The sequence below is a fragment of the Cellulomonas sp. SG140 genome, from assembly GCF_025770785.1.
Taxonomy (GTDB): Bacteria; Actinomycetota; Actinomycetes; order Actinomycetales; family Cellulomonadaceae; genus Cellulomonas.
The window spans coordinates 181,063-199,325 of the sequence record NZ_JANZLA010000002.1; the positions used below are offsets into that span (position 1 = coordinate 181,063).

Annotated in this window: 13 protein-coding genes; 6 read left to right on the top strand and 7 right to left on the bottom strand. The window is 74.8% G+C overall.

Annotated features, from left to right (window positions below):
- Positions 1 to 31 precede the first annotated feature (31 nt).
- The 3 genes from N0B34_RS04695 to N0B34_RS04705 all read left to right on the top strand — a co-directional run bounded on the left by N0B34_RS04695 (position 32) and on the right by N0B34_RS04705 (position 4,105).
- Entirely contained in the window at positions 32 to 1,927 is a 1,896-nt protein-coding gene (locus N0B34_RS04695; protein ID WP_263730144.1) for a dynamin family protein, read from the top strand.
- The gene (locus tag N0B34_RS04700; protein ID WP_263730145.1) at positions 1,924 to 3,495 is read left to right on the top strand and encodes a GTPase family protein; all 1,572 of its coding nucleotides are present in this window, start codon (positions 1,924 to 1,926) and stop codon (positions 3,493 to 3,495) included. Before N0B34_RS04695 ends, N0B34_RS04700 begins: the two co-directional genes overlap by 4 nt.
- 118 nt (positions 3,496 to 3,613) lie before the next feature.
- A complete protein-coding gene (locus N0B34_RS04705; protein ID WP_263730146.1) occupies positions 3,614 to 4,105 on the top strand; it encodes an acyl-CoA thioesterase in 492 nt (163 codons plus the stop codon).
- 69 nt (positions 4,106 to 4,174) lie between these two features.
- On the opposite strand, the gene N0B34_RS04710 is transcribed toward N0B34_RS04705, so the two are convergent.
- From N0B34_RS04710 to N0B34_RS04720, 3 genes are all read right to left on the bottom strand, one after another.
- Entirely contained in the window at positions 4,175 to 5,161 is a 987-nt protein-coding gene (locus tag N0B34_RS04710) for a DNA topoisomerase IB (protein WP_263730147.1), read from the bottom strand.
- Positions 5,162 to 5,262: 101 nt separating this feature from the next.
- The gene (locus tag N0B34_RS04715; protein WP_263730148.1) at positions 5,263 to 6,243 is read right to left on the bottom strand and encodes an acyl-CoA thioesterase; all 981 of its coding nucleotides are present in this window, start codon (positions 6,241 to 6,243) and stop codon (positions 5,263 to 5,265) included.
- On the bottom strand, positions 6,240 to 6,629 hold the full coding sequence (locus tag N0B34_RS04720) for a globin (protein WP_263730149.1): 390 nt from the start codon (positions 6,627 to 6,629) through the stop codon (positions 6,240 to 6,242). The genes N0B34_RS04715 and N0B34_RS04720 overlap by 4 nt, the downstream gene beginning before the upstream one ends.
- A gap of 174 nt (positions 6,630 to 6,803) precedes the next feature.
- On the opposite strand from N0B34_RS04720, the gene N0B34_RS04725 reads away from it, so the two are divergent.
- On the top strand, positions 6,804 to 7,034 hold the full coding sequence (locus tag N0B34_RS04725) for a PTS glucose/sucrose transporter subunit IIB (protein WP_263730150.1): 231 nt from the start codon (positions 6,804 to 6,806) through the stop codon (positions 7,032 to 7,034).
- Between the two features lie 14 nt (positions 7,035 to 7,048).
- On the opposite strand, the gene N0B34_RS04730 is transcribed toward N0B34_RS04725, so the two are convergent.
- Entirely contained in the window at positions 7,049 to 8,257 is a 1,209-nt protein-coding gene (locus tag N0B34_RS04730; protein ID WP_263730151.1) for a mechanosensitive ion channel family protein, read from the bottom strand.
- Positions 8,254 to 10,419, bottom strand: a complete 2,166-nt coding sequence (locus N0B34_RS04735; protein ID WP_263730152.1) for a prolyl oligopeptidase family serine peptidase — start codon at positions 10,417 to 10,419, stop codon at positions 8,254 to 8,256. Before N0B34_RS04735 ends, N0B34_RS04730 begins: the two co-directional genes overlap by 4 nt.
- Before the next feature lie 80 nt (positions 10,420 to 10,499).
- On the opposite strand from N0B34_RS04735, the gene malQ reads away from it, so the two are divergent.
- Positions 10,500 to 12,635, top strand: a complete 2,136-nt coding sequence (malQ, locus tag N0B34_RS04740; RefSeq protein ID WP_263730153.1) for a 4-alpha-glucanotransferase — start codon at positions 10,500 to 10,502, stop codon at positions 12,633 to 12,635.
- A gap of 67 nt (positions 12,636 to 12,702) precedes the next feature.
- On the opposite strand, the gene pepN is transcribed toward malQ, so the two are convergent.
- Positions 12,703 to 15,297 carry an aminopeptidase N gene (gene pepN, locus N0B34_RS04745; protein ID WP_263730154.1) on the bottom strand — a complete coding sequence of 865 codons (2,595 nt, stop codon included), beginning with the start codon at positions 15,295 to 15,297 and terminating at the stop codon, positions 12,703 to 12,705.
- Positions 15,298 to 15,553: 256 nt separating this feature from the next.
- Here pepN and N0B34_RS04750 point away from each other — a divergent pair, with 256 nt between their 5' ends.
- On the top strand, positions 15,554 to 16,204 hold the full coding sequence (locus N0B34_RS04750) for a hypothetical protein (RefSeq protein ID WP_263730155.1): 651 nt from the start codon (positions 15,554 to 15,556) through the stop codon (positions 16,202 to 16,204).
- A 22-nt stretch (positions 16,205 to 16,226) separates the two neighbouring features.
- On the opposite strand, the gene N0B34_RS04755 is transcribed toward N0B34_RS04750, so the two are convergent.
- Complete coding sequence (locus tag N0B34_RS04755) at positions 16,227 to 18,215, bottom strand: M13 family metallopeptidase (RefSeq protein WP_263730156.1); 1,989 nt, start codon at positions 18,213 to 18,215, stop codon at positions 16,227 to 16,229.
- Positions 18,216 to 18,263: the final 48 nt, after the last annotated feature.

The window sequence follows — 18,263 nt, forward strand, 5'->3', positions numbered from 1 at the left end:
CCGCACGGGGCGGTTCCGGCACACTGACCGGATGAGTGTGCCGGAGCCGGACCCGCGGCCGGCCGCGAGCGGCCGGCTCGAGGCGGCGGTGCACGTGCCGCTGCTCGACGCGCTGGAACGGCTGCGCAACCGGCTGGTCGCGCTCCCGCTCCCGCTGCGCGTCTCGGGGGTCGACGCGGTTCGCGCGGAGCGCGACGCCGTCATCGCACAGCTGGACGACTACCTGTTGCCGCGGCTGCGGGCGCACAACGCCCCGCTGCTCGTGGTGGTCGGCGGTTCGACCGGCGCAGGCAAGTCCACCCTGGTCAACTCGCTGCTCGGCGAGGTGGTCTCCGCTCCCGGCGTGCTCCGACCGACCACACGCTCGCCGGTGCTGGTGCACCATCCGCTGGACGGGCGCTGGTTCAGCACGGACCGCGTGCTGCCCGCCCTGGCCCGGACGTCGTCCGACGCACCGGCCGCACCAGCGGGTGTGGGCCGTGAGCTCCGTCTGGTTCCCAGCGCGACGCTGCCGCAGGGCCTCGCCCTGCTCGACGCCCCGGACATCGACTCGGTCGACGTGGCGAACCGGGCGCTCGCAGGCGAGCTGCTCGCGGCGGCGGACCTCTGGCTGTTCGTCACCACGGCGGCGCGTTACGCCGACGCGGTGCCGTGGGAGCTGCTACGCGGTGCGGCCCGTCGACGCGCCCGAGCGGCCCTGGTCGTCGACCGGGTGGACCCGGGTGCCGAGGCGGTGGTGGACGACCTGCGCCGGATGATGGTGGGCGAGGGGCTGGGGGACTCGCCGCTGTTCGTGGTGCCGGAGACGGTGCTGGTCGACGGGCTGCTGCCCGAGCCGGCGGTCGCTGCGGTCTCGCGCTGGCTGACGGACCTCGGCGCGGACGCCGCCGCCCGTACCGACGTCGCGCTCGCGACGCGCGACGGTGTGGTGGACGACCTGGTGAGCCGCGCACGGGGGCTCGCGGCGGCTGCGGACGCCCAGCGTGAGGCGGACGCACGCCTGCGCGAGCGGGTGCACAGCGCCTATGCCGACGCGGCGGCGCACGTGCGGGCGGTCACGTCCGACGGTGCGCTGCTGCGCGGGGAGGTGCTGGCGCGGTGGCAGGACTTCGTCGGGACGGGTGACCTGTTCCGGTCGGTGGAGCAGGGCGTCGGACGGTTGCGAGACAGCCTGACCGGCTTCTTCCGGGGCCGTCCGGCCGTGGCTCCCGGCGTGGAGACGGCCCTCGCGCACGGTCTGCAGGCCGTGCTGCTGGATGCCGCCGACGAGGCTGCGGGGCGCGCCCACGCCGCCTGGCGTGCCGACCCCGCAGGAGCGGCGCTGCTGGGAGGTCTCGAGCTGTCGCGCGCCTCTCGCGGCCTGCGCGACGAGGTGGACCGCCAGGTGCGCGGCTGGCAGGCGGACGTGCTGGGGCTGGTGCGCGAGCAGGGGGCAGATCGGCGCGGCACCGCGCGGTACCTGTCCTTCGGCGTCAACGCGCTCGGGGTCAGCCTGATGGTGCTCGCGTTCGCCTCGACCGGTGGGCTGACGGGGGTGGAGGTCGGCATCGCCGGCGGGACGGCGGTGGTGGCGCAGAAGCTGCTCGAGGCGGTCTTCGGCGACGACGCGGTGCGACGGCTGACGGTCGAGGCGCGGGAGCGGCTGGACGTGCGGGTCGCCTCGCTGCTGGACGGGGAGGCGGCCCGGTTCACCGGACAGCTCGACGCGCTCGGAGCGATGCAGGCGGACGGCGCGCCGCTGCGCGAGGTGGTCGACGACGTGGTCGCCGCCGCCCGCGCCGAGCGTGCGCAGAGGGCGCCCGTGCGGCCGGGTCACGACGGCGACACCCGTCCGCTGCGCGGTGCCGGGACGGTGCTGGACGAGGCGGCCCCGCGGCCCCGACGGGGCTTCTGGCGCCGTCTGCTCGGCCGGGACGCGCCCGCATGAGCCTGACCGTGCACGATCGCCTCGAGTCGCTGGACGCCGCCCTGGACGCCGGCGCCGGTCGGCTGCCGGACGCACTGGTCAGCCGGTGCCGTGAGGTGGTGACCAGGGCGCGCGAGCGCGTGGGACTGTCAGCGGAGCACACGGTCGTGGCGCTGGCGGGGGCGACGGGCTCCGGCAAGTCGTCCCTGTTCAACGCTCTGGCCGGCGCGGATCTCGCCGCGGTGGGGGTGCAGCGACCGACGACGGCGGAGGCGATGGCGGCCGTCCGGGGAGACGGCGCGCAGGCGCTGCTCGACTGGCTCGGGGTGCAGCGGCGGTACCGGCTGGCGGCCGATCCGGGGTCCCAGGGCGGGCTGGTGCTGCTCGACCTGCCCGACCACGACTCCGTGGTGACCGAGCACCGGCTGCGTGCCGACCGGCTGGTGCAGCGCGCGGACCTGCTCGTCTGGGTGGTCGACCCGCAGAAGTACGCCGACGCCGCCCTGCACGAGGGCTACCTGCGACCGCTCGCCGGGCATGCCGCCGTCGTGGTGCTGGTGCTGAACCAGGCCGACCGCCTGCCCGCCGACCAGGTGCGCGCCGTGCAGGCCGACCTGCACCGGCTCGCCGTGGAGGACGGGCTGGACAAGGCCCGGATCGTGGCCGTCTCCGCGCGGGCGGGTGCCGGCATCGAGCAGCTGCGCCGGCTGCTGGACGAGGCGGCGGCACGTCGCCGTGCCGCGAACGACCGCTCGACGGCGGACCTGCGCTCGGCCGCCGCCCACGTCCTCGCCGCGTGCGGACCGACGGCCGGACCGTCGCGTCCGGCCGCGACCGACCGGCTGGTCGACGCGCTGGCGACCGCCGCCGGCGTGCCCGTGGTCGCCGAGGCGGTGCGTCGGTCGGCCGTCCGCCGGGCGGGCGCCCGCACCGGCTGGCCGCCCGTGCGCTGGGTCTCACGCCTGCGGCCCGACCCGCTGCGCCGGCTGCACCTCGCCCCCGCCTCCACGGCGGACGGCCTGACGGCGACGTCGCTGACCCCGGCGAGCCCGCCCGCCCGCTCGGCGGCTGCCACCGCCGTCCGCGACTACACCGACGCCGCGCTCGCGGGCCTCCCGGACGCCTGGGTGCTCGCCGGCCGGGAGCAGCTGCGCACCACAGACCTCCCCGACGAGCTGGATCGCGCGGTTGCGGCCACGCCGCTGCTGCCCGAGCGTGTGCCGGTCTGGACCCGCGCCCTCGGTGCCGTCCAGCTGCTGCTCCTCGCTGCGGCACTGGCCGGTCTGCTCTGGCTCGGCGCGCTCGCCGGCATGGGGTACCTCCGGCTCCCGGAGCCGCGGACGCCGCAGTGGGGACCGTTCCCGGTGCCCACCGCGCTGCTGCTCGGCGGCATCCTGTGCGGGCTGCTGGTCGCAGCCGTCGGCTCGGTGCTCGCGCGGGTCTCCGCGCGTCGGCGCGCCCGCGCCGCGGCGCGGCGGCTGCGGGAGGCCGTCGGGGCTGTGGCGGCCCGGTTGGTGGTTGCGCCGGTCACAGCTGCCCTCGACGACCTGCGCACGTGCCGTCAGCTGGCGGCGAAGGCGGCGGGCTGACGGCGGTCGTCGCTGCTGGAGCCGGCGTCGGGCCGCGCGGCGCACGGACGAGCCCGCGGACGCGGCGGCGCGTCGACGCGGTGGCAGGGCAGGATGCGTGCGACGAAGGAGGTGCCGCATGGCCAGGCTCGAGGTGCCCGTGCAGCTGCGCTGGGCCGACATGGACGCCTATGCGCACGTCAACAACGTGGCGATGCTGCGGCTCCTGGAGGAGGCGCGCATCCAGGCGTTCTGGCGGCATCCCGTGTCCGACCAGGCGCCCGACGCCGCGCCGGCCGTGCAGTGGCCGACGGCCGTGCTCGACGCAGGGCCCGGAGCCGACGTGTCGACGCTCGTGGCGAGGCAGGAGATCGAGTACCTGCACCCGCTGCCGTACCGTCGTCGGCCGGTGATCGTCGAGATGTGGCTCGGCTACCTGGGCGGGGCCAGCATCGACGTCTGCTACGAGGTGCGCGACGACGCCCCGGAGCCGACGGTGTACGCGCGTGCGGTGGCGACGCTCGTGCTGGTGGACACCTCCACGGGCAGCCCGCGGCGCATCAGCGAGGCCGAGCGGACAGCGTGGCAGCCGTACGTGGAGGGTCCGATCAGCTTCCGCCGACGCCGCTGACCCCTGGGCCGACGCGACGGAGGGCGCCGCTGGCGGGTCCCGGCACCCGGTCCGCACCGCGCAGCGCAGTCACGGCGAGGAGTCGAGCAGCGTCAGGGTGGCCCTCTCGGCGGCCGCCTGCGTCCGGACGGTCCCGATGTGCTCTCCGCGCTCCCACAGCTCGATCACGCGGGGGTCGACGTACGACGCCCGGCAGACGGCGGGGGTGTTGCCCAGCTCCGCGGCGACCTCCCGCACGGCCTGGGTGACGGCACGTCGACGGGCCCGGTCCGACACGGGTGCCGGGCCGGCATCCGCCAGCGCACGTGCCGCGAGCACCGTCGCGTGCCACGTCCGGAAGTCCTTGGGCGTCGCCTCACCGCCGAGCCGGTCGCGCACGTAGACCGCCACGTCGGCGCTCGTCACGTCGTGCCAGCCGGCCTCGTCGCGCCAGGCGAGGAGCTCCGGGTTGTCGTCGTGCCGCCGCACCAGCGTGCGGACGCCCGCCGCCACCTCGGCGTCGTCCACCAGCGTGTCCCGCACCTGGCCGGACTTGGCGGGGAAGGTGAGGTGCACCGTGTCGTCGGCGTGCACCCGCACGTGCTCGCGCCGCAGCGTCGCGAGCCCGAACGAGCCGTTGGTGGCCGCGTAGCCCTCGCCGCCGACGCGCAGGTACGCCAGGTCGAGCAGCAGGAACGCGAGCGCCAGCGCCTTCTGCCGCGGCATCCCGTCGAGACGCACGTCGGCACGGACGGCCCGGCGCGCGGCGGGCAGGCGGCGGGCCACCTCGAGCACGTGGTCGTGCTTGAGCCGGTCGCGCCGGCGGCGCCACTGGGGGTGGTACAGGTACTGGCGGCGTCCCGCGGCGTCGACGCCGGTCGCCTGCACGTGACCGTTGGGCCACGGGCAGATCCAGACGTCCCGCCAGGCGGGTGGGATGGCGAGCGCGGCGATGGCGGCCCGCACCTCGGGGTCCTCGATGCGGTGACCGGTCACGTCGAGGTAGACGAAGCCGCGGCCGGCGCGGCGCCGTGTCCAGCCCGGGGCGTCCAGGCGGGAGCGGCGCAGACGAACCATGGCAGGCAGTGTCACCTGACGGCTGCCGCCGCGCCCGCCGAGGCCGCCTCGCCCGCCGAGGGCGCGCCGTCCGCCGAGACCGCCCGGTCATCGAGGCCGGCTCAGCCCAGCGGCACCCGCACCATGCCCTCCTGGGCGATGGACGCCACCAGCGCCCCGTCCTGGTCGAACACGCGCGCGGCTCCGAGCCCCCGGCCGCCCTGACCGCTGGGGGAGGACTGCACGTACAGCAGCCACTCGTCGACGTGCACGTCGCGGTGCCACCACATGGCGTGGTCCAGCGAGGCGATGGACAGCTGCGGCGTGGCCCAGGACAGGCCCGCGTGGCGGAGCACCGGCTCGAGCATCACCTGGTCGCAGGCGTACGCCAGCAGAGCCCGGTGCAGCAGCTGGTCGTCCGGCACCGCGGCACGGGCCTTGACCCACGCCAGCTGCCGACCGGTGCGCTCCCGGTCCGGGCGCAGGTAGATGGATCCGTTGACGTGCCGCACGTCGAACGCACCGTCGGCCCAGAACCGCGCGAACGGGTGGTCGATCCGCGCCAGGTGGTCCAGTGCCGTGGGCACCTCCTCCGGACCCGGCACCCCGTGCGGCATCCGCTCGGCGTAGTCGATGCCGGGCTGCTCCTGCTGGAACGACGCCGTCATGGACAGGATCGGGGCCCCGTGCTGGGCCGCGTGCGTGCGGCGGGCGCTGAAGGACCGGCCGTCGCGCAGGCGCTCGACACCGAACTCGATCGGGACGTCGATCTCGCCCGCGCGCAGGAAGTACCCGTGGAGCGAGTGCGGCAGCCGCGGGCCCGCGTCGGGGTCGTCGACCAGTGTCCGGCCGGCGGCGAGGAGGGCCTGCGCCAGCACCTGGCCGCCGAACACGCGTCCGTTGGGGTGCGCCAGGCTCGTCCCGACGAACGTGTCCGGGGCGCCGCCGGCGGCGAGGTCGAGCGTGCGGAGCACCGTGCCGAGGGCGGCGGCGCCGGCCTCGTCGCTCGCCTCCACCTGGGCGGCGCCGACCGACGACCCCGTCGGCGACGGCGCGGTCGGTCCGACCGGCTCGGGATCCACCGTGCGCGACCGGTCCGTCATCGTGCCTCCTCGAAGGTGTTGAGCAGCGAGTGGGCGGCCCGCTCCAGGTAGTCCCACAGCTCGCCCTTGTGCAGCGGTGCCAGGTCGAGCGTGTCGAGCGCTGCCCGCATGTGCGCCAGCCACCGGTCACGAGCCTGCGGGTCCACGCGGAACCCGGCGTGACGCATCCGCAGCCGAGGGTGCCCGCGCGTCTCGGAGTACGTCGTCGGGCCGCCCCAGTACTGCTCCAGGAACATGGTCAGGCGCTGTGCGGCGGGCCCCAGGTCGTCCTCGGGGTACATCGGCCGGAGCACCGGGTCGTCGGCCACCCCCGCGTAGAAGGCGTCGACCAGCCGCACGAACGTCTGGTGCCCGCCGACGGCGGTGTAGAAGGAGTCGGACCGCACCGCGCCATCCTCACACGAGCCGTGACCACCGATGACGACCTATGACGACCCACGACGACCCACGACGGCCCATGACGACCCGTGACGACCAGGACCGCTCGCACGTGCGGCGATACGCTGGTCCGACGCCGGCCCTCGCCGTGACGGATGCGGCGGAGCGACTGAGGGAGACCGATGAGCAAGGCGGAGCAGATCCTGGCGGCACTCGGCGGCAGCGCCAACGTGGTGGACCTGGAGCCGTGCATCACCCGGCTGCGCGTCGAGGTGACGGACACCCAGCAGGTCGACGAGGCCGGTCTGCGGGCCAGCGGCGCGTTCGGCGTCGTGCGGTCCGGCAAGGTCGTCCAGGTGATCGTCGGCCCGGAGGCCGACTCGCTCGCCGCGGAGCTGGACAGCCTGCGCTGACGCGGCACGCGGGTTCAGCGCGTCGGGCCCTCCGGCGGCTGCTGCCCGGCGTCTGACGCCGAACCGGTCGGGTGCGGTTCGACGGCCTCCTCCACCGGGGTGCGGTGCGGGTCCCGGGCCGTGGCGTCGGCGTCCGGCCCGGCTGGCGACGGCTGCTGGTCGGCCGCGGCGGAGGGGCTGCCCGCGGGCTCCTCGGCTCCGGGTTCGGCGGCGGCCGCCCGCGCCGCGATCCGTGCCGCCATCGCGTCGCGCTGACCGCCGAGCGGCACGTCGTTGCGCTCCAGGACGTCCCGCGCGGCCCGCCGCAGCCGGCGGGCGACCTCCCACTGGCGCGCCGGCGCCGTGCGGACCGTCAGCTGCAGGGTGACCGCGTCGGCGCTGAGCCGCTCGATCCCGCGCACCGAGGGCTCGCCCTCCACCCAGTCCCGCACATGGGGGTCGGCGACCACCTGCGCGGCGGCCTGCTGCAGCAGCGACCGGACCTGGTCCAGGTCCTGGAAGTAGTCGACGTCGATCTCCACCGTGGCGGTGGCCCAGCCCTGCGTCTTGTTGCCCACGCGGACCATCGAGCCGTTCGGGACGTACCAGAGGGTGCCCTCCGCATCGCGCAGCCGTGTCACACGGAGCCCGACCGCCTCGACGGTCCCCGTCGCCGGGCCGACGTCCACCACGTCGCCCACGCCGTACTGGTCCTCGACCAGCATGAACAGCCCCGTGAGCGTGTCCTTCACCAGGCTCTGCGCACCGAAGCCGACGGCCACGCCGACGATGCCGGCCGAGGCGATGAAGGGTGCGAGGTTCACCCCGAGCGCGTCCAGCACCAGGAACACCGCCATCGCGCCGACGACGAGCCCGGCCGTGGAGCGCAGCACCGAGCCGATGGTGCGCGCGCGCTGCGCGCGCCGGGCTCCCGCGACCGGGTTGGTGCCGAGCAGCGCGGCCGCCCGTTCCGACTCGCCGAGTGAGCGCAGCGTGGGGATGCCCTTGGCGATGTGGTCGGTCAGCGTGTTGATCAGCACGCGCAGCACCACGAGCACCACGCCGGAGATCACCAGGATCAGCAGGATCCGCAGCGGGACGCCGGTGAACCAGTGCCACCAGCTGCGGGCCGAGGTCGGGTTGGCCGGCAGCAGCGCGGGCTCCGTGCTCTGGCTCGGGTGCGGTGCCGGCGTGGCGGCCGCGAGCCAGGGTCCGGTCGCCAGGCGCTCGACGAGAGGCCTCATGCGAGCAGCCCCGTCCGGTCGGCGACGAACTGCAGCTCCTCGGTGGTCAGGCCGACGCTGCGCGACAGCGACCTGCCGCCGTGCCCCACCCCCGTCTCGCGGCGGACCAGCACCGGTGCCTCGTCGGGTGCGGCGCTGGTCGCCGCCTGCAGGGCGGCGGCGAGCTTGCGGGCGTGCAACGGGTCCACGCGGCTGTCTCCTTCGAAGACGGTGAAGAGGGTGGCCGGGTAGCGCGTGCCCGGCACCACCCGGTGGTAGGGGGAGTACCCGAGCAGCCAGTCGAGCTCCTCCGGCACGTCCGCGTCCCCGTACTCCTCGGTCCACGTGCGGCCGAGGCCGAACAGCTGGTACCGCACCATGTCGAGCAGCGGCGCCGAGCAGACGGCCGCGGCGAACAGGTCCGGCCGCTGGGTGACCGCCGCGCCGACCAGCAGCCCGCCGTTGGAGCCGCCCCAGCACGCCAGCTCGGCGGGCGTGGTCCACCCCGTCGCGACCAGGTGCTCCGCCACCGCGTGGAAGTCGTCGAACACGTTCTGCTTGTGCTGCCGCATGCCGGCCCGGTGCCAGTCCTCGCCCTCCTCGCCGCCGCCGCGCAGGTTGGCGACGACGTAGGTGCCGCCGGCCTCGACCCACGCCAGGGTGGTGGCCGAGTACGCCGGGTCGAGGCTGACCTGGAAACCGCCGTACCCGTACAGGACGGTCGGCGCGGGTGTGCAGGGTCGGCCTGCCTGGTCCACCGCGTCGGCGCGGGTCACGACGAAGGCGCGCACCACCGTGCCGTCCCGGCTGGGCACCTCGAGGCGTCCGACGTGCACCGCCGGCAGGTCCGGGGGACTGCCCGGCGGGGCGGCCCACAGGCTCGTCTCCCCGGTGCGGCCGTCGTGCACCTGCACGCTCGGCACCGTCGTGTGGTCGGTGTAGGAGAACCAGATCTCGGGGCCGCCGTCGCGCCGGGCGACGAGCCCGGACACCGAACCGAGCCCCGGCAGCGGGACCTCACCGAGCCGCGCGCCGGTCACCGGGTCGTGCCGGGTGACCTCGCTGACGGCGTGGCGCCGCCACGACGCGAGCAGTGCGGTCGGCACGGTCCGGTCGCCACCGCCGTCGAGCAGCGCGACGTCCTCGAGCACCGCCTCGTCGTCCTGCGCGAGCAGCGTCCGCCACGTACCCACACCGGGATCGTCCGGCCGCGTGACCGCAAGGCGCCCCCGCGGGGCGTCCAGGTCCGTCAGCACGTACAGCGCGCCGTCGCGGCCCACCCAGGCGCCGACCTGCGCGTCGTGCCCGACGGCCACCTCCCGCAGCTCCGGCACCGGGCCGGCCGACAGGTCGCCGATCCAGACGTCGGTGCGCGGCGCCGTGCCGGCCGACGCAGAGAGCAGCAGCCACCGTCCGTCGCGGGACACCGACACGCCGTAGTAGTTGGTGGGGTCGAGGCCCGCCCCGAACACCTCGACGTCCCGCGCAGGGTCCGTGCCGACACGGTGCAGCCACACCCGCCGGTGGAACGCCCGCTCCTCGGCCGGGACCAGCTCGGGCGCCAGCCGACGGACGTAGTAGAACGCCGCGTCACCGTCCGGGTCGGGCACCCAGGCGACGGGCGAGTACCGCGCCCGGTCGACGGGACCGTCCACCAGCTCGCCGGTCCGCACGTCCAGGACGAACAGGACGCTCTCCTCGGTGCCGCCGGACGAGATCTGGTACGCGAGCAGCCGGCCGTCCGTCGACGGCTGCCACGCGTCCAGCGTCGTCGTGCCCTCCGGGTCCAGCGCCATCGGGTCCACCAGGACGCGCTCGCGGACGCCGCCGTCCGGCGCCGGCTCCGCCACGAGCACCACGGCGTGCTCCGCCCCTGGCTCCCGGCGGGTCTGGAACCGCAGGTCGCCCCGCCAGACTGGGGTGCCGACGTGGCCCGCGCCGAGCAGCGACCGAAGCCGCTGGTCGATCGTGCCGGCGGCGAAGGCCGTGCCGGCCGCGCGCTCCACCAGCTCGGTGCGGTAGGCGGCGTACACGGCGTCCTGCGCGGCCGACCACTCCCGCGTCGCCGCGTCGTCCGGATCCTCCAGCCAGCGGTACGGGTCCGCCACCGGCCGCCCGTGCAGCAGGTCGACGACGTCGGCCACGCGGGCGGGCGGGTAGCGCAGGCGGATCGGGGAGGCCATGACCCGACAGGCTACGCAGGGCAGGGCGGCCGCCGCGTGTGGCCGGGTCGCGCCGCACCGGCTCTGGCAGGATCGGTGCCGTGCCAGACGAGACCGAGCGCCCAGCCGAGCCGCTGCTGCGCCTCGCGGCGGCCTACGGGGTGGTCCCCGACTACCGCGGGCACGACGGGCTGCACCACTGGGCCTCCGAGGCGACCCTCCGCGGCGTGCTCGCGGCCCTGGGCGTCGACGCGTCTTCGCCGGAGCGGGTGGCGCTCGCCGTCGCGCACGTCGAGGACATGCCGTGGCGCCGGGTGGTGCCGCCGGTGGTGGTCACCCGCAGCGGGCGCCAGGCCCACGTGCCCGTGCACGTGACGGACGGCGACCCGGTCCGCGTCTGGCTGGCGCTGGACGAGGAGGCCGGTGGCGGCCGCCTCGAGCTGACGCAGGCCGACGTGTACGTCGAGCCGCGGGTGGTCGACGGTCGGCGGGTCGGACGGGCGACGTTCACCCTGCCCGCCGACCTCCCGCTGGGCTGGCACGAGCTGCACGCCGAGGGGCCCAGCGCCGGTGCGCACTGCGCCGTGGTGGTCACCCCGGACCGCCTGGAGCTGCCTGCCGCGCTCGCCGATCGGCACGCCTGGGGCTACATGGCCCAGCTGTACTCGGTGCGCTCTCGGGCGTCGTGGGGCATCGGCGACCTCGGCGACCTGGCGGAGATCGGCTGGCTCGCGGCGAAGCGGTGCGGTGCCGACTTCGTCCTGGTCAACCCGTTGCACGCCGCAGAGCCGGCCGGCCGCATGACGCCGAGCCCCTACCTGCCCACCTCCCGGCGCTTCATCAACCCGGTGTACATCCGCGTGGAGGACGTGCGGGAGACGGCCTACCTGTCGGCCGCCGACCGCGCGCTGGTCGAGTGGGCCGCCGAACCGGTGCTGGCGCTCGACGCCGATCCGGGTCCCATCGACCGGGACGCGGCGTGGACCGCGAAGAAGGTGGCGCTTGAGGTGGTGTTCGCCGCGCCGCGGTCCGCCGCCCGCCAGGAGGCGTTCGACGACTTCGTCGCGGAGCAGGGCGCGGGCCTCGAGACGTTCGCGCTGTGGTGCGCGCTGTGCGAGCGGTACGCCGACCAGCCGCGGTGGCCGGCCGAGGCGCTCGACCCGTCGTCCGAGCTGGTGAAGGCGGCGCGGACCGAGCTGGCCGAACGGATCGTGTTCCACGAGTGGCTGCAGTGGGTGGCCGACACCCAGCTGGCAGAGGCGCACCGCGCCGCCCGGTCCGGTGGGATGGCGATCGGCGTCATGCACGACCTCGCGGTCGGGGTGCACCCCGAGGGTGCCGACGTGTGGGCGCTGGGCGACGTGCTGTCGTCGGGCGCGACCGTCGGGGCGCCCCCGGACATGTACAACCAGCAGGGGCAGGACTGGTCGCAGCCGCCGTGGCGACCGGACGCCCTGGCCCGCGCCGCCTACCGCCCGTACCGCGACATGCTGCGCACGATCCTCCGGCACGCCGGGGCGCTGCGGATCGACCACGTGATCGGCCTGTTCCGGCTGTGGTGGGTGCCCACCGGCATGTCGGCCGCGGAGGGTGCGTACGTCCGCTACGACCACGAGGCCCTGGTCGGCATCCTGGCGCTCGAGGCGCACCGGGCTCGCGCCCTGGTGATCGGTGAGGACCTCGGCACGGTCGAGCCGTGGGTCCGCGACTACCTGTCCGAGCGCGGCATCCTGGGGACGTCGGTGCTGTGGTTCGAGCAGGACATGCACGGGAACCCGGTGCCCCCGGAGCACTACCGTCGGCTCGCTCTGGCGACGGTGACCACCCACGACCTGCCGCCCACCGCCGGCTACCTCGCGGGCGAGCACGTGACGCTGCGCAACCGGCTGGGCCTGCTGACGGCACCGGTGGAGCAGGTCCGCGCCGAGGCCGAGGCGGAGCGCAACCGGATGCTGACCGCCCTGCGGCAGCGCGGCATGCTCGGCGACGACCCGTCCGAGCGGGAGATCGTCGAGGCCCTGCACCGCTGGGTGCTCGCGACGCCGGCGGCGCTGATCGGGGTGTCCCTGGCGGACGCGGTCGGGGAGCGGCGGGCGCAGAACCAGCCGGGCACCGACACCGAGTACCCGAACTGGAAGATCCCGCTGACGGACAGCTCCGGTGCGGTGGTGCTGGTCGACGACCTGTTCGACAACCAGCGTCTGCTCTCGCTGGCCGCCGTGATGAACGGCCGCTGAGCGCCCGCTCACCGGCTCGGCCCGTGGCCGGCCCACCTCGCCGGCGGGACGGCCACGGGCGCCGCGGTCAGCTGCGGCGGTCCGCCTCCTGCGCCGCCAGGGCGCGGCGCACGCCGTCGCGGTTCTCCGACACGATCCGCCGGAGGGCCGGGGCGGCGTCCGGGTGGGCGCCGAGCCAGGCGTCGGTGCGGACCAGCAGGTCGACGTCCGCGTGGCCGACGAGCTCCACCGGGTACAGGCCGAACACGATCGTCTGCGCGATCTCGTTGGTCCGCGTGCGCCACACCTCGTCGATCGCCTCGAAGTACCGGTCGACGAACGGCACCAGCAGCTCCACGTCGTGCACCCGGCCGAAGCCGGCGATCGTGGCGGCCTGCACCGCGTTCGGCAGGTCGTCCCGGTCCACCACCGAGGTCCAGGCGGTCTTCTTCGCCTCGGCGGTCGGCACGGCCGCACGGGCCGCGGCGGCGGCACGCTGACCGGTGGCCGTCGGGTCGGCGGCGAGCTGCGCCGCGATGTCGGGCTCCGCGGCGCGGCCACCGGTGACGAGCGAGCTCAGCAGCTCCCAGCGCAGGTCGGTGTCCACCGACAGGCCCGGCAGGTGCAGCCGGCCGTCGAGCAGATCCGTCACCAGGCTCAGCTGCGACTCCGTGACGGCGCGGGCGGCGAACGCCTTGACCAGCTGGAGCTGCAGGTCGGAGCCGGCGGCGGCTGCCCGGGCCAGCTCGAGCAGCCGGTCGGCCGCGGCGGCCGCGGTCGCACCGCGGTGCTCGGGCGCGACGTACAGGTCGAGGGCGGTGGTGAGCTGGCGCAGCAGGACGAGCACCACCGAGGAGTCCGTCTCGTGGGCGATGTTGCCCAGCACCAGGTCGACGTAGCCGCGGGCCGGGGTCTCGCCGTCGCGGGTGGCGTCCCATGCGGCCGCCCACACCAGCGTGCGGGGCAGCGAGGCGTCGAACGCCGCGAGGTGCTCCGTGGCGAAGGCGAGCGAGACCGGGTCCAGGCGGGTCTTGGCGTAGGCCAGGTCGTCGTCGTTGACCAGCAGCAGGTCGGGGCGGTGCTTCCCGACCAGCCCCGGCACCGGGGTGCTCGGCCCGTCGACGTCGAGCTCGATGCGCGTGGTGCGCACCAGGCGGCCGGACGCGTCCAGGTCGTAGCCGCCGACGGCCAGCCGGTGCGGACGCTGCACGGGGTGCGTGTCCGGCACCTCCTGCAGCACGGCGGCGGCCGTGATCACGCCGTCGTCGTCCACCTCGAGGGACGGCCGCACCAGGGTGACGCCCGCCTGCTCCAGCCAGAGTCGAGACCAGGCGCTCAGGTCCCGGCCGCTCGTGGCCTCGAGCTCGCTCAGCAGGTCGCGCAGCCGGGTGTTGCCGTAGGCGTGCTTCGCGAAGTAGGCCCGCACGCCCGCGTCGAACTTCTCCTCGCCCACCCAGGCCACCAGCTGGCGCAGCACGCTCGCGCCCTTGGCGTACGTGATGCCGTCGAAGTTGACCTCCACGTCCTCGAGGTCACGGATGTCCGCGGCGATCGGGTGCGTGGACGGCAGCTGGTCCTGCCGGTACGCCCAGCTCTTCTCCAGCGAGGAGAAGGTGGTCCAGGCGCTGGTCCACGGCGTGACGGTGGCGGTCGCGCGGGTGGACTGGAACTCGGCGAACGACTCGTTCAGCCACAGGTCGTCCCACCACTGCATGGTCACCAGGTCGCCGAACCACATGTGGGCCAGCTCGTGCAGGATCGTCACGGCGCGGCGCTCGACGGTCGCGTCCGGGACCTTGGAACGGAAGACGTAGGTCTCGACGAAGGTGACGCAGCCGGCGTTCTCCATCGCACCGGCGTTGAACTCCGGCACGAACAGCTGGTCGTACTTGGCGAACGGGTACGGCGTGCCGAACGTCTTCTCGTAGAAGGCGAAGCCGGCGCGGGTGATGTCGACGATGTTGTCGGTGTCCAGGTGCTCGGCCAGCGAGGCGCGGCAGTAGACCCCGAGCGGGATGGTGCGCCCGTCGATGCTGGTCAGCTCGCGGTGCTCACCGTGGTACGGGCCGGCGACGATCGCCGTGATGTAGGACGAGATGCGCGGTGTCGTCTCGAACTGCCACACCGCGATGCCGTGGTCGGTGCCGCCGTTGCGGTTCACGCCGCCCTCGATGCGCACCGGCTGGCCGACCGCGGGGCCGTTGGACACCACGGTCCAGTGCGCCGGCGCCGTGACGGTGAAGGTGAACGTCGCCTTCAGGTCCGGCTGCTCGAACACGGCGAACACGCGCCGGCTGTCGGCCACCTCGAACTGGCTGTACAGGTATACCTCGTCGTCCACGGGGTCGACGAACCGGTGCAGGCCCTCGCCGGTGTTCATGTAGGCGCAGTCCGCCACCACCAGCAGCTCGTTCTCGGCTGCCAGCCCGTCCAGTCGGATCCGCGAGTCGACGAAGACCTCGGCCGGGTCCAGGCCGCGGCCGTTCAGCACCACCTCGCGCACCGTCGGCGCGATGAGGTCGACGAAGGTGGACGCACCCTCGGTGGCCGCGAACCGCACCGTGCTGCGGGACAGGAACGTGCTCGGGCCCGTGGTCAGGTCGAGAGCCACCTCGTAGCTGGCGGTCTGGACGAGGGAGGCGCGCTCGCGCGCCTCGTCACGGGTCAGGTTCTGTCCGGGCACGTGCGACTCCTGCGGGATGGGCCGACCGATCGGGCCGGCGCGGAGGCCGCGGGTGGCGGCCGCCGACGATCATGGCACGCGACCGGTGCGCACGGCCTGCGGGCCCTGCCGAGGTGCGCCCGGCCCCTGCGGGCAGGCAGACTCGAGCCGAGCCATGCCAATCGCGACAGATCGGAGCCCGTGTGCCCGCTCGTGCCGAGACGACGCCCGTCGGTGCCCGGACCAGGTGCGTCCGTCACACAACCAGGTGCGTGCGGTGAGCGCCGGGCGTCCGGACCAGAACCGGCTGATCCGCATCCTCGTGGCCGTGGACGCGGTGCTGGTCGGTGCCCTGGTCATCGCGCTCGTGGTCACGGGGGTCAACCGCGCGGCCCGGACCGGCTCCGCTGCCACGACCGGCAGCTCGGTGGGCGGTTCCACCTCGCCCGCGCCGAGCGCCTCGGCGTCGTCGGGACCGGCGCACTTCCGGCTGCCGAGCGGCAACATCGCCTGCACGCTGACCGCCGACTCGGCGACGTGCACCATCGCCAACGCGACGTTCACCGTGCCGCCGGTCGCCGGGTGCACCGGCACCGTCGGGCACACGGTCGTGCTCGACGCCAACGGTGTAGCCACCCCCTGCGAGACGGGACCCGCCCCCCGACCCGCGGGCGAGGACGTCCCGGCGCTGCCCTACGGCAGCTCGAGCACGCTCGGCGGACGGACGTGCACCAGCGCGACGGACGGGGTTACCTGCACCGACGCGCGGGGCGTCGGCTTCCGGCTGGCACGCGAGTCCCTCACGCTCCTCCCGCAGGGCACCGCACCGTCCGCCACGCCCGCACCGTCCGCGACCACCGCGTCCAACGTGACGAGCGGTGGCCCGGCGGCCGGCCCGCCGGGCCACAAGGGCAAGGGCAAGGGCTAGTCCGCGGACCGGCCCCGCCCCGTCACCAGATGCTGACGCGCTCCTCCGGCGGCAGGTACAGGCCGTCGCCCGGCTGGACGTCGAAGGCCTCGTAGAACGCGTCGAGGTTGCGCACGACGCCGTTGCAGCGGAACTGCTCGGGGCTGTGCGGGTCGACCGCCAGTCGTCGGATCACCTCGGCGTCGCGGCCCTTGGACCGCCACGCCTGCGCCCACCCGATCAGCACCCGCTGCACCCCGGTGAGCCCGTCGATCACGGGAGCCCCGTCCAGCGGCCGGCCGAGCGCGATCCGGTAGGCCTTCAGCGCGATCGCCATGCCGCCGAGGTCGCCGATGTTCTCGCCGATCGTCAGGGCGCCGTTGACGTGGTGGCTGCCGTCCAGCTGGGCGGGGGAGTACCCGTCGTACTGGTCGACCAGGGCCTTGGTCCGCGCCTCGAACTCCGCCCGGTCCTCCGCCGTCCACCAGTCGGCGAGCCGCCCGGTGCCGTCGTACTTGCTGCCCTGGTCGTCGAACCCGTGGCCGATCTCGTGGCCGATCACCGCGCCGATGCCGCCGTAGTTCACCGCGTCGTCCGCGTCCGCGTCGAAGAACGGCGGCTGCAGGATCGCGGCCGGGAACACGATCTCGTTCATCCCGGGGTTGTAGTAGGCGTTGACCGTCTGCGGCGTCATGAACCACTCGTCGCGGTCGATCGGCTTGCCGATCTTGCCCAGCTCCCAGTCCTGCTCGAAGGCGGACGCCCGACGGACGTTGCCCAGCAGGTCGTCAGCGCGCACGACGAGGTCCGAGTAGTCCCGCCACCGCACCGGGTAGCCGATCTTCGGGGTGAACGCGTCGAGCTTGGCCAGGGCCTTGGCGCGGGTCTCCGCCCCCATCCACTCCAGGCTCGAGATGGACTCCCGGTACGCCTCGACCAGGTGGCCCACCAGGGCGTCCATCCGGGCCTTGTGCTCGGGCGGGAAGTGCCGGGCGACGTACTGCTTGCCCACCGCCTCCCCCAGCACGCCCTCGACGAACGAGACGCCGCGCTTCCAGCGCTCGCGCTGCTCCTGGGCGCCGGTCAGCGTGCGGCCGTAGAAGTCGAAGTTCGCCTGGCTCAGCTCGTCGGTGAGGAAGGCGGCGCGGGCGCTGACGGCGTGGAACGCCATCCAGTCCTTCCAGTCCGCCAGCGGTTCCGTCTCCCACAGGCCGGCGAAGCCGCGCGCGAAGTCCGGCTCGCGGATCACCAGGTCGTCCATCGAGCCCTCCGGCGCACCGAGCGCGCGGGCCCACGCGTGCCAGTCGAACTGCGGGGCGTCGTCGGCGAGATCGGCGAGCGTCGTGGCGTTGTAGGTCAGCTCCGCGTCACGGTCCTTGACGACGTCCCAGTGGTGCGCCGCGAGCGCCGTCTCGAGGGCGACCACCCGGGCGGCGCGCTCGTCCGCATCCGCCTGGTCGGACGCGACGCCGCCGAGCAGCAGCATGCGGGCGACGTGCGGGCGGTACGCCTCGAGGAAGGTGGCGTACTGGGGGTCGCGGTAGTAGGCCTCGTCCGGCAGGCCGAGACCGGACTGCGTCAGGTGCACGACGTAGCGGTCGGGGTTCTTGGCGTCGTTGTCGACGAAGAACGCGACGGCGCCGCCGGCACCCGTGCGCTGCAGGGCGCCGAGCGCCCCGGTCAGCTCCGCCTGGGTGCTCGCCTGCTCGATCAGCGCCAGGTCGGTGCGCAGCGGTGCCAGCCCGGCGGCCTCGATCGCCTCGGTGTCCATGAAGCTGGCGAAGGCGGCGCCGACCTTCGCGGCGTCCTCGTCCTGCTGCTGGCCGGCGGCGACCTGCTCGCCGAGCTCGGTGATGATGTCGCGGACCTGCTCCTCGGAGCGGTCGCGCAGCGCGCGGAGCACGCCGTCGGACGCCCGGTCGGCCGGGATGGTGTGGGAGGCGATCCAGCGCCCGTTCACGTGGGCGAACAGGTCGTCCGCGGGACGGGTGGCCGGGTCGAGGGCGGTGACGTCGATGCCGCTACGGGTCATGGGCGCCAGCCTACGGACCGGCACCGACGGGACGGCGGACGCGGTCGG